This is a genomic window from Streptomyces noursei (assembly GCF_016917755.1).
Taxonomy (GTDB): Bacteria; Actinomycetota; Actinomycetes; order Streptomycetales; family Streptomycetaceae; genus Streptomyces; species Streptomyces yunnanensis.
Genome location: NZ_CP070326.1, coordinates 907,105 through 918,857, shown reverse-complemented (window position 1 = coordinate 918,857; position 11,753 = coordinate 907,105). Strand labels below are relative to the sequence as shown.

Below are 11,753 nucleotides of genomic sequence, written 5' to 3'. Positions count from 1 at the left end.
CGCGACCGTGCCCCCCGACAGGCGCGCCGACGCCGTGCCGGCCCCGCCGCGCGCTCCCTCTTCCCGAGACACGATCCGCCCGCGCCCTCGAACACCACGGCGAGGACCCCGGAAGTGCGTACGCTGAGCCAGCCGCCTCACGATGGCCGGATCCTTTCGGTTTACGACAGGAGCACACGATGGCCGCCTCCGTCCCTGCCGGTAGCGCCTCCAAAGTCACGCCGCGGCAACGCCTGCGCGCCTGGATGCTGCAGGGCCTGGCGGACATGGGTAAGCACCCGCACGTCGAACTGCCCTCCGCCCACCACGGACAGCGCTGGTGGCGCGTGATGTGCCTGACCGGTGTCGACTACTTCTCCACCCTCGGATACCAGCCCGGCATCGCGGCCCTGGCCGCCGGTCTCCTCTCGCCCGTCGCCACCCTCGTCCTGGTCGCCGTCACCCTCGCCGGCGCACTCCCCGTATACCGCCGCGTCGCCACCGAGAGCCCGCACGGCCAGGGCTCCATCGCCATGTTGGAGCGGCTGCTGTCCTTCTGGAAGGGCAAGCTGTTCGTCCTCACCCTCCTCGGCTTCGCGGCCACCGACTTCCTCATCACCATCACCCTGTCGGCCGCCGACGCCGCCACCCACCTCGTCGAGAACCCGCACGTCCACAGCGTGCTCCAGGGCCGCCAGGTGATCGTCACGCTGATCCTGATCGCCCTGCTCGGCGCGGTCTTCCTCAAGGGCTTCCTCGAAGCGATCGGTGTGGCCGTCGTCCTGGTGGGCGGCTACCTCGCGCTCAACGCCGTCGTCGCGGTCGTCGGTGTCTGGCACGTGGTCACCGCCGAACACGTCGTGACCGACTGGTCCCGGGCACTGACCACCCAGCACGGCAGTGTTCCGGCCATGATCGCGGTGGCCCTCGTCGTCTTCCCCAAACTCGCCCTCGGCCTCTCCGGCTTCGAGACCGGCGTCGCGGTCATGCCGCACATCGAGGGCGACGCCGACGACACCGAGGAACGCCCCACCGGGCGGATCCGCGGCGCCAAGAAGCTGCTGACCACGGCCGCCGTCATCATGAGCATCTTCCTCATCATCACCAGCTTCGTCACCACCCTCCTCATCCCCGCCGCCGCCTTCAAACCCGGCGGAGCCGCCAACGGCCGTGCCCTTGCCTACCTTTCCCACGAGTACCTCGGCTCCGCCTTCGGCACCGTCTACGACGTCGCCACCATCGCCATCCTCTGGTTCGCCGGCGCCTCGGCCATGGCCGGCCTGCTCAACCTGATGCCGCAGTACCTCCCGCGCTACGGCATGGCGCCCACCTGGGCCCGCGCGGTCCGTCCCATGGTGCTCGTCTTCATCGCCGTCGCCTTCCTGGTCACCTGGCTCTTCGACGCCGACGTCGACGCCCAGGGCGGCGCCTACGCCACCGGCGTCCTCGTCCTCATCGCCTCCGCGGCGATCGCCGTGACCATCGCCGCCCACCGTGCCGGACAACGCGGCTGGACCATCGGATTCGCCGTGATCTCCGTGGTGTTCCTCTACACCACCGTCACCAACGTCATCGAACGGCCCGACGGCGTGAAGATCGGTGCCTGCTTCATCGCCGGCATCATCCTGCTCTCCTTCACCTCACGGCTCGCCCGCGCCTTCGAACTCCGCGTCACCGAGGTCATCCTGGACGACACCGCGGCACGCTTCGTCCGCGACATCGCCCAGCGCCGCATCCGCTTCATCGCCAACGAGCCCGACCAGCGCGACTTCGCCGAATACCGCGACAAGTCCCAGCAGATCCGCGCCGACAACGACATCCCGCCCGAGGACGACCTGGTGTTCGTCGAGGTCACCATCCGCGACCCCTCCGAGTTCGAAAGCGCGCTGCACGTCCACGGCCACGTCATGCACGACCGCTACCGCGTGCTCTGCCTGGAGGGCTCCACCGTCTCCAACGCCCTGGCCGCCCTCCTGCTCTACGTCCGGGACACCACCGGGCGGCGCCCGCACATCTACTTCGAATGGACCGAGGGCAACCCCTTCGCCCAGTTCCTGCGCTTCTTCCTCTTCGGCCAGGGCGAGGTCGCCCCCGTCACCCGTGAGGTACTGCGCGAGGCGGAACCGGACCGCGACCGACGACCACGGGTCCACGTCGGCTGAACCGCGGACCCGTCACCGTCACCCCAGCCCCGGAATCCCCGAGATCAGCAGATCGATCAGCTTGATGCCGACGAACGGCGCCACCAGTCCGCCCAGTCCGAAGAACGCCAGGTTGCGGCGCAACAGGTCGTGGGCGGACGCCGGCCGATAGCGCACCCCGCGCAGCGCCAGCGGAATCAGCGCCACGATCACCAACGCATTGAAGATGATCGCCGAGGTGATCGCCGACGTCGGGCTGTGCAGCCCCATCACGTTCAGCGCCGCCAGCCCCGGATACGCCCCCGCGAACATCGCCGGAATGATCGCGAAGTACTTGGCCACGTCATTGGTGATCGAGAACGTGGTCAACGCGCCCCGGGTGATGAGCAGTTGTTTGCCCACCTCCACGATCTCGATCAACTTGGTCGGGTTGGAGTCCAGATCCACCATGTTCCCGGCCTCCTTGGCGGCGGAGGTGCCGGTGTTCATCGCCACGCCGACGTCCGCCTGCGCCAGCGCCGGCGCGTCGTTCGTCCCGTCGCCGGTCATCGCCACCAGCCGGCCGCCCGCCTGCTCCCGGACGATCAGTGCGAGCTTGTCCTCCGGCGTGGCCTCCGCCAAGTAGTCGTCCACCCCCGCCTCCTGGGCGATCGCCCGGGCCGTCAGCGGATTGTCGCCCGTGACCATCACCGTCCGGATGCCCATCCGGCGCAACTCGGCGAACCGCTCCCGGATGCCGTCCTTCACCACGTCCTTCAGGTGCACCACGCCCAGCACCCGGGGCCCCTGCCGGTCGTCCATCGCCACCAACAGCGGCGTCCCCCCGGACGCGCCGATCGTGTCACTGAACAACCGTGCCTCGGCCGGTACTTCGCCGCCCCGCTGCACCACCCAGTCGATGATCTGCGCGGCCGCGCCCTTGCGGAGCACCACCTCGCCCGGATACTCCGACGGCCGCCCCGCCGCGCCCTCGGGCGGCGCCGCGGACCCACCGTCGCCGTGCGCCCAGCGCAGATCCACCCCGCTCATCCGCGTCCGCGCGCTGAACGGCACATACCGGACGAAGGCCAGCTCGCCCTCGGCCGGCGCCTGCAACCCGTACTTCTCCCGGGCCAGTGCCACCACCGACCGCCCCTCGGGCGTGGTGTCCGCCAACGAGGAGAGGGCGGCGGCATCCGCCAGCGCCAGCTCGTCCCGCCCCGGCAGCGGAACGAACGCCACCGCCTCCCGGTGACCGAGCGTGATCGTGCCGGTCTTGTCGAGCAGCAGGGTGTTGATGTCCCCCGCGGCCTCCACCGCACGGCCCGACATGGCCACCACATTGCGCTGCACCAGACGGTCCATCCCGGCGATCCCGATCGCCGACAGCAGCGCCCCGATGGTCGTCGGGATCAGCGTCACCAGCAGGGCCACCAGTACCGCCGTCTGCTGGGCGGCGCCCGCGTACGTCGCCATCGGCTGCAGCGTGACGACCACCAGGAGGAAGACGATGGTCAGCGCGGCCAGCAGGATGTGCAGCGCGATCTCGTTGGGCGTCCGCTGCCGGGCGGCCCCCTCCACCAGCGCGATCATCCGGTCCAGGAACGAATGCCCGGCCCGCGACGTCACCCGGACCACGATCCGGTCCGACAGCACCGTCGTCCCGCCCGTCACACCGGAGCGATCACCGCCCGCCTCGCGGAGCACCGGCGCCGACTCCCCGGTCACCGCGGACTCGTCGACGCTCGCCACCCCCTCGACCACCTCGCCGTCCGCCGGAATCGGCTCACCCGCGGCCACCACCACGAAGTCGAACGGCCGGAGGTCGGACGCCGGAACGAGCTCGGTCACGGCACGGCCCAGGTTGACGCCCACCCGCCAGTTGTCCCGCAGCCGCCGGGCCGTGAGATCCGTCCGGGCTCGGCGCAGCGACGCCGCCTGCGCCCTGCCGCGGCCTTCCGCCACCGCCTCCGCGAGCTGCGCGAACAGCACCGTCAGCCACAGCCACCCACTGATCACCCAGCTGAACACCGACGGGTACAGCACCGCGGACAGCGTGGTCAGCAGAGATCCGCAGGCCACGACGAAGAGCACCGGATTCCGGGCCAGCACCCGCGGATGCAGCTTGCGCAACGCCTCCGGCAGGGCCGTCAGCAGTACCCGTGGATCGAACAGCCCGGCCGGCGCCCGTCGTCGCCGTCCCCGGTGGCCACCGGCCCCCGACCCGCCACGGGCGGGCACACCGCCCATACCGTCCGCCGGAGCCTGCGGCGCGAGAGGGGAAACGCGGGACGGGGCAGGAGGCATGCGCATGCTTTCTGGAGAAACGGGCACGGGGGAGCGACCGGGAGGCGCCGGCCCCCGGTCGCGGACCTGAGGCATGGGGCACCGGACGGCCTCCGACCTGCGCGTCCGCCGTCCGCGGCCGTCTCCCGGCCGGGATCGAATCTAGGGCCTCGTCTACCGGTCAAGCCCCGCCCGCGGACGGAATTTGCGGCTCTCTGACACGGCTCTGGCCACGCCTTGTCGCCGACGGCGCACGGACCGGCCCCCGCGCCCGGCCGGAGGGGCGGTGGCGGGCCGCCCGGAGTTAGCCTGAATCCACTGCTCCTGCTCGTCCCCCAGCGCAGGGGAGGTCCGATGACGACGCCCACGGGGCTCATGGCGACACCCACCGCGAGCCTGCGCACCACCCGAGCCGACGCCTCCCGCTACGTCCCGATCGCCGAACACGGCCTGATCGGGGACATGCGCACCGCGGCCCTCGTCGGCACCAACGGCACCATCGACTGGTACTGCTGCACCCGCTTCGACGCGCCCAGTATCTTCGCCGCGATCCTGGACGCCGACCGCGGCGGGGCCTTCGAACTCGCCCCGGACGTGCCGACCCGCACCAAGCAGTTCTACTTCCCCGACACCAACATCCTGATCACCCGCTTCTTCGCCGACCACGGCGTCGGCGAGGTCCAGGACTTCATGCCGATCGTCGACGACTCCCGCGAGGCGGACCGGCACCGGCTGATCCGGCGGGTGCTCTGCGTCCGAGGATCCCTGCCGTTCTCGGTGCGCGTGGCGCCCCGCTTCGACTACGGCCGGCAACAGCACACCGTCCGCCCCCACCACCGCGGCCTGACCGTCTTCGACTCCCCGGAACTCTCCCTCGCCCTGACCTCCAGCGTGCCGGTCGAGATCGACGGGCCCGACGCCCGCTCCTCCTTCACGCTCGCCGAGGGCGAGTCCGCGGTCTTCGCGCTCGACCGCATCGGCGACGGCGTGGAGCCCCGGTTCTGCGCCGTCCAGGAGGCCGAGCAGCTCTTCGGCGCCACCGTGCGCTACTGGCGCGGCTGGCTCGCGCACTCCCGCTACCGGGGCCGCTGGCGGGAGATGGTGCACCGCTCCGCGCTCACCCTCAAGCTGCTCACCTACGCGCCCACCGGCGCCATCGTCGCCGCCCCCACCACCAGCCTGCCCGAGCAGATCGGCGGCGAGCGCAACTGGGACTACCGCTACGCCTGGGTGCGGGACGCCGCCTTCTGTATCTACGCCCTGCTCCGCCTCGGCTTCACCGACGAAGCGGAATCCTTCGTACGCTTCCTCTCCTCGAAGATCTGCCTGAAGGACTGCGCCCACGGCCCGCTGCAGATCATGTACGGCATCGACGGCCGCAGCGAACTCCCCGAAGAGGAACTCCAGCACCTGGAAGGCCACTTGGGATCCGCGCCGGTCCGCATCGGCAACAACGCCGTCAACCAGCTCCAGCTCGACATCTACGGCGCGCTCATCGACTCCCTCTACCTCTACGACAAATGGGGACAGCCGCTCTCCAGCGACCACTGGGACACCGTCTGCAACCTGGTGAACTGGGTCTGCGACAACTGGGACCAGCCGGACGAGGGCATCTGGGAGACCCGCGGCAAGATCCAGAACTTCCTCTACTCACAGCTGATGTGCTGGGTCGCCATCGAACGGGCCATGCGGATCGCCCGCCACCGCGGACTGCCCGCCGACATGATCCGCTGGGGACGGGAGCGCGACGCGATCTACCGACGCATCATGCAGCGCGGCTGGTCCGCCGAGCGCCGGGCGTTCGTCCAGCACGAGGGCGACGACGTGCTGGACGCCGCGGTCCTGATGATGCCGCTGGCCAAGTTCATCTCGCCGACCGACCCGAAGTGGCTCTCCACCCTGGACGTCCTCGGCGAGGAACTGGTCTCCGACTCCCTGGTCTACCGCTACGACCCCAAGGCCAGCCCCGACGGGCTCCGGGGCGAGGAAGGCACCTTCTCCATCTGCTCGTTCTGGTACGTGGAGGCACTCTCCCGCGCGGGCCGGGTGGACGAGGCCCGGCTCGCCTTCGAGAAGATGCTCACCTACGCCAACCACGTCGGCCTCTTCGCCGAGGAGATCGGCCGCACCGGCGAACAGATCGGCAACTTCCCCCAGGCGTTCACCCACCTGGCACTGATCAGCGCCGCGTTCAACCTCGACCGGGCCCTGGGCTGACCCGCGCCCGTGGTCGCGCGTCGCCCGCTCAGGCGTCGCCGGGCAGCAGGTGCTGGTCGACCTGCCGGAACGCCCAACTGCCCTTGGCATGGGTGAACACCCACACCAGGTCGAAGCGGTCGGGCCACTCGTCGGGGACGCCGCCGCCGGAGGCGCCGAGCGCGGAGACGATGTCGGGGATGCGACTGTGCTCCCAGCAGATCAGCACCGGCCCGGTCGCGGACAGGGCGGCCTTTGCGAGGGCGTCCTCCTCGGACTCGGCGAACTCGGTGTCGACCTTCAGGCCCATGTGATGGGCGAGCGGGGTGACGGTCTGTCGCATCCGGTGCGCACCGGCCTTGGGGCCCTGGTCGGTCGCGGCGTAGATCGTCCGGGGGCGCTCGATGCCGGCCGGGAGCTTCTGGCCCGCCGGCGGGTCGAAGAGCTTGGGCAGCGCGTTGGCCCGGTCCCAGCCGCGCCGGGTGAGCGACTTGTGGTCCTCGTGGCCGTGCTCGTCGATGCCGGGATGGTGCTTGTCGGGCTTCTCACCGTGCCGGATGATCATGATGACGGTGGAGTTCCCCGGCGTGGCCTTCCCCGCGCCGTGCGGGCTGAGCGACGCGGCGCTCCCCTTCTTCCCGCCGCAGGCCGCGAGCACCGCCGGGGCCGCCGCGGCAAGCCCCGCCAGCACCCAGCGGCGACTGACCGCGGGGCGGCCGGCGGCAGGGGGCGGGACGGTGGCAGAGGGGTGGGGGGAGTCGTCCTCGGAGATCCTCGAATACGGCATATGCGCAGTCTCCTTCGTGGCAGGGAAGGGTGGGGGGTGGTGCTGCGGCAGTAGAGCACGCGTCGCTGAGGAAGCCCGCCGAATGGTGGCGTCCAGGTGCAGACGGGCTCGCGGGGTCCGGGGCGTGGGGCGTGGGTACCCGAGCAGTCCACAGGGCCCGGTGGGGCGCCCGCAAGGGGGCGTGGCCGGCGCCCCGGGGTGGTGCACACGGAAGAGGACGACTCCGGCGGGAGCGCGATCGGTGCCCCCGCCGCAGGCGGTGCCGGTCGGTTCCGGTCAGCGGTCGGCGAGTTGGCGTACGTGGTGGGCCACATCCCGCCACACCGGTTCCGGCAGTTCGTGACCGACGCCGGGCAGCGGGACGAAGCGTGCGCCCGGTATGCGGGCCGCGACCGTGCGGCCGGCCGACGGCTTGACGAGGGGATCGTCCAGGCCGTGCAGGACCAGGGTCGGCGCCGTGATGCGCTCGATGGCGGGGCCGTGCCACTGCGCGCCGATCTGGCGGCTCTGGCTGCGGGCGTCCAGGACCCCCGCGTCGGGCGCGCTGACGAGCCTGGCCCGGAGGGCCGGCTCATCGAAGGGATGGGCAGGGGAGTGGAGTAGACGGGCGAGCGCCACGCCGGCCTCGATGTGCCCTTCGGGGGTGGGCGGGTGGTTCATGCGGGTGAGCCGGGCGAGGGTGCGCAGCCGGATGTGGCGCATGGTGGCCAGGCCGGCGGAGTCGCCGGGAACGGCCGACACGGTGGTGAGCGTGCGCACGCGCCGGGGGTGGCGCAGGGCGATGCGCTGGGCGACCGCGCCGCCGAGGGACTGGCCGAAGAGGTGCGCGGAGTCCCAGCCCAGCGCGTCCAGCACGGCCGTGGCGTCGTCGGCCATGTCCTCGGCCGTGTAGGCGGGGCCGCGCCTGCGGAGCAGGGCGGAGATGGGGTTGGTGGTGGCGGTGGGCGGCAGGTGCGTCGAGTCGCCCGCGTCGCGCTGGTCGTAGCGGGCGACCGTGAACCCCTCGGCGGTCAGTGCCCGGGCCAGGCCGGTGGGCCACCACTGCCGGGAGACGCCCAGGCCGGTCACCAGGAGGAGCGGTTCGGCGTCGGTGTGTCCGGGCGTCAACTGGTCGTGGGCGAGCCGGACTTCGCCGTTGGTCGCCCACTGGGTGGCGCTCCATGTGGGGGACGAGGTGTGGTGCTGCATCGAGTTCCCTCCCGGTAGTCGCGGTTACCGAAATACTGCGAACGGCGTTCGCGGTTACGTGGTTATAGTTATCAGCAAGGAGTCGGATGAGGGAAGGGGCGGGTGAGGCTGGATGGCCGGCAAGGCGGACCGGGCGGCGACGGAGGCCGCGCTGGTGTGGGAGCGGCCCGAGCGGGGGACACGGGGGCCCGCACCCGAGCGGAGCCGGGAGCAGCTCACCGAGGCCGCGATCGGGCTCGCCGATGCGGGCGGGCTGGCCGCGGTGTCCTTCCGGCAGGTGGCCCGCGAGCTGGGCACCGGGCCCGCGTCCCTCTACCGGTACGTGGCCGGCAGGGACGACCTGGTGGACCTGATGGTGGACACCGCGACCGGGGAGATCGACCTCGATGCGGAGCTGACGGGGGATCCGGTGACGGACCTGGTGGCGCTGGCCACCCGGACGCAGCGGGTCCACCTGCGGCACCCGTGGCTGCTGGAGGTGCCGCCGGAGGCCCTGCGGGTGGGGCCGCGGGGGCTGGACTACCTGGAGTTCGCGCTGCGCGCGCTGAAGCCCGTCGCGGGGCTGACCGGGCCGGGCAAGCTGGAGGCGGTGGCCGTGCTGAACGCCCTGGTCGCCATGTTGTCCGGTGTCGAACTCCGGGCCCGCCGGTCACCGACGGGCCGTCAGGCGGCGCAGGCCGCCTACCTGGGCGCGGTGGCCGGGCGCGGCGGGCATCCGCTGCTGGCGGCGGCGCTGGCCGGCGGGGCGGCGGACGGCCCGGCCGACGGCGCGCACCTCGGTGCCGGGGACGCCGCCGGGGCCGGCGCCGGCTTCGAGCGGGTGGTCCGGCGGGTGTTGGCGGGCCTGCTCGTGCCCGATCCGCCGGTCCGCTGACCGCCCGGCCCTAGCGCTGCCGCCGGGGCGACGTCCGCGGGTCGGTGCAGTACGGCAGGTCGTGCACCGGCCGATCGTGCAGAAAGCGCGTGACCAGGTCCGCGTACTCGGCCTCGCGCTCCAGATGGGCCATGTGGTCGGCGTCGCGGATGAGGGCGAATGCGCAGCCGGCGATGGTGTCCGCGACGGCCCGGTTCTCCTCCGGTGAACTGGCGCAGTCGTGCTCGCCGGTGAAGACGAGCGCGGGGACCCCGTCGATCCCGCCCAGCGGGTAGAGGTCGGTGTCCAGGAGGCGTTCGTGGCAGGCGGCGTAGCGCAGCGCGGCGCTCTGCGACGTCCGCATCAGCTGGCGTTCCAGGAGTCGGGCGACCGCCGGCCCCTGGGCGACCTCGTTCCGGGTGGCGCCGTTGACCAGCATGTCGACGACGTTGCGGGCGTAGTCGCGGCGGGCCGGCTCGTCGGCCGGGTGGGAGTCCGTGGTTCCCACCAGTGCCAGGCCCTGGCGGACCACCGCGGTCAGCCGGGGGCCGACCCGGGGTGTGGCGCCGGCGAGCAGCAGTCGGGCCACCCGGTCCGGGTGCGACTGGGCCAGGCGGTAGGCGATGGGGGCGCCGTAGGAGGCGCCGAGGACGTTGACCCGGTCCATGGCCAGCCGGTCGAGGGCGTGCAGCACCGAATCGGCCAGGACCTCGAAGCCGGCGCTGGCGGCCAGGTCGCCGGCGCTGCCGGTGCCCGGCAGGTCCATCAGCACCAGGTCGGTGTGCGTGGTGAGTCGTCGTTCCAGCCGTGGCCAGGAGTACATGTCCTGGAGAGCGCCGCCGATCAGGACGAGCGGCTCGGTGCCGGACCGGTGCCGGGGCATGAGGAGTCGGCACGCGTAGGTCATGCCCCCTAAGGTCAGGGGGACGAGGCGTTCGTCGGCTTCCATGGTTTCCACGGCGGCCTCCTCTTGGGCTTATGCGGTGGAGGGGAGCGAGGTGGTGTCGGCGCGGCGGGCGATGAGGTCGGCGAGGTCGGCGACGGTCGGCGCCGCGGACAGCTCGTCCTCGTCGATCACCAGCCCCAGTACGTCCTCCAGCGCCATGGACAGCACGGTGACGGCCATCGAGTCGATTCCGGCCCGGTCCAGCGACGCTTCCGGGACGATCGGCTCGCCGGGCAATCCGGCCCGGGTGATGAGGAGTTCCTTCAACTGCGCGTACATGGTCACTTCCTTAGGGGCGGGGCCGTCGGGGGAGTGAGGCCGTTGTGGAGTGCGCGTCGTGGTGGTCAGCGTTCGGCCTGTAGACCGGCGGGCCAGACCAGCGTCGTGGCCGCCCAGGCGAGCCCGCTGCCGAAGGCGACCAGCAGGACGCGGTCGCCGGGGCGCAGGGCCCCGTCGGCGGCGGCGTCCGTGAGGAGCAGGGGGATGGAGGCGGCGGCGGTGTTCCCCACCGTCGCGATGTTCGACGGCACCCGCTCCGGCGGGATGCCCAGCGCCTCGGAGACGGCGGCACTGATCCGCGCGTTGGCCTGATGGACGATCAGCCGGTCGACGTCCGTCAGGGCCCAGCCCGCGGCGGCGGCGGCCCGGGTGGCGGCGGCCGTCATGCGGCGCACGGCGTGCCGGAGCACTTCGTTGCCGCGCATCCGGACGTGCCGTTCGCTCTTCGGCGCGGCGTCCCGGCCGTCGCGGTTCCGTGAGCCGCCGACCGGGATCACGATGGCGTCGGCGCGCTCGCCGTCGCTGCCCCACACCACCTCGCCCAGCGAGCCGGCCTGGCCGGGGCGTCCGGCTTCCAGGACGGCGGCGCCGGCGCCGTCCCCGAAGATCGGCGCCGTGGCGCGGTCCTCGGGGTCGATCACGGCGGACATCGTCTCGGCGCCGATGACCAGAACCCGTCCGGCCGTACCGGAGCGGATGAGGCCGGCCGCGACCGTCGTGGCGTAGAGGAACCCCGAGCAGCCCGCGGCGATGTCGAACGCCGCGGCGTTGCCCAGCCCGAGCCGGGCCGCGACGTCCGGGGCGGTGGCCGGGCACGGGTGGTCCGGCGTGGTGGTGGCCAGGACGACCGCGTCCGCCTGGGTCACCCCGGCGGACCGCAGGGCGCGGGCGCCGGCCTCGGCCGCCAGGTCCCCGGTGGCGGTCTTGGGATCCGCGCGGCGTCGCACGGAGATGCCGATCCGTTCGCGGATCCAGGCGTCCGAGGTGTCCAGGTGGGCGCAGAGTTCGTCGTTGGTGACCTCGCGGGGCGGTAGCCAGGCCCCGAGTCCGGTCAGTACTGCGGTCGTGGCCGCTGGGGCCTGCGCACTGTCCTCCGACTCATACATGGAGTAAATGTAA

General features: G+C 72.2%; 9 protein-coding genes. 3 read left to right on the top strand and 6 right to left on the bottom strand.

Annotated elements, in window-relative coordinates; translation table 11 throughout:
- The first annotated feature begins 179 nt into the window (after window positions 1-179).
- Window positions 180-2,141, top strand: coding sequence for an APC family permease (locus JNO44_RS03925; RefSeq protein WP_205361418.1), 1,962 nt, complete (start codon window positions 180-182; stop codon window positions 2,139-2,141).
- Window positions 2,142-2,159: 18 nt separating this feature from the next.
- Here the strand turns inward: JNO44_RS03925 and kdpB are convergent, their stop codons facing one another.
- Window positions 2,160-4,349 carry a potassium-transporting ATPase subunit KdpB gene (gene kdpB, locus JNO44_RS03920; protein ID WP_420882611.1) on the bottom strand — a complete coding sequence of 730 codons (2,190 nt, stop codon included), beginning with the start codon at window positions 4,347-4,349 and terminating at the stop codon, window positions 2,160-2,162.
- 390 nt (window positions 4,350-4,739) lie between these two features.
- Between kdpB and JNO44_RS03915 the strand changes: the two genes are divergently transcribed.
- Window positions 4,740-6,602 (top strand): glycoside hydrolase family 15 protein, encoded by a 1,863-nt coding sequence (locus JNO44_RS03915; protein WP_205361417.1) that lies wholly within the window; start codon window positions 4,740-4,742, stop codon window positions 6,600-6,602.
- A 28-nt stretch (window positions 6,603-6,630) separates the two neighbouring features.
- Here JNO44_RS03915 and JNO44_RS03910 read toward each other — a convergent pair whose 3' ends face one another.
- On the bottom strand, window positions 6,631-7,368 hold the full coding sequence (locus tag JNO44_RS03910) for a histidine phosphatase family protein (protein WP_205361416.1): 738 nt from the start codon (window positions 7,366-7,368) through the stop codon (window positions 6,631-6,633).
- Window positions 7,369-7,644: 276 nt separating this feature from the next.
- Window positions 7,645-8,556, bottom strand: a complete 912-nt coding sequence (locus JNO44_RS03905) for an alpha/beta fold hydrolase (RefSeq protein WP_205361415.1) — start codon at window positions 8,554-8,556, stop codon at window positions 7,645-7,647.
- Between the two features lie 112 nt (window positions 8,557-8,668).
- Here JNO44_RS03905 and JNO44_RS03900 point away from each other — a divergent pair, with 112 nt between their 5' ends.
- On the top strand, window positions 8,669-9,430 hold the full coding sequence (locus JNO44_RS03900; protein ID WP_205361414.1) for a TetR/AcrR family transcriptional regulator: 762 nt from the start codon (window positions 8,669-8,671) through the stop codon (window positions 9,428-9,430).
- Window positions 9,431-9,440: 10 nt separating this feature from the next.
- Here the strand turns inward: JNO44_RS03900 and JNO44_RS03895 are convergent, their stop codons facing one another.
- The 3 genes from JNO44_RS03895 to JNO44_RS03885 all read right to left on the bottom strand — a co-directional run bounded on the left by JNO44_RS03895 (window position 9,441) and on the right by JNO44_RS03885 (window position 11,740).
- Window positions 9,441-10,358: an alpha/beta fold hydrolase gene (locus tag JNO44_RS03895; protein ID WP_240167932.1), complete on the bottom strand. Its 918-nt coding sequence runs from the start codon at window positions 10,356-10,358 to the stop codon at window positions 9,441-9,443.
- Between the two features lie 27 nt (window positions 10,359-10,385).
- The gene (locus JNO44_RS03890) at window positions 10,386-10,634 is read right to left on the bottom strand and encodes an acyl carrier protein (protein WP_073447479.1); all 249 of its coding nucleotides are present in this window, start codon (window positions 10,632-10,634) and stop codon (window positions 10,386-10,388) included.
- A 65-nt stretch (window positions 10,635-10,699) separates the two neighbouring features.
- The gene (locus tag JNO44_RS03885) at window positions 10,700-11,740 is read right to left on the bottom strand and encodes a beta-ketoacyl-ACP synthase III (protein ID WP_205361412.1); all 1,041 of its coding nucleotides are present in this window, start codon (window positions 11,738-11,740) and stop codon (window positions 10,700-10,702) included.
- Window positions 11,741-11,753: the final 13 nt, after the last annotated feature.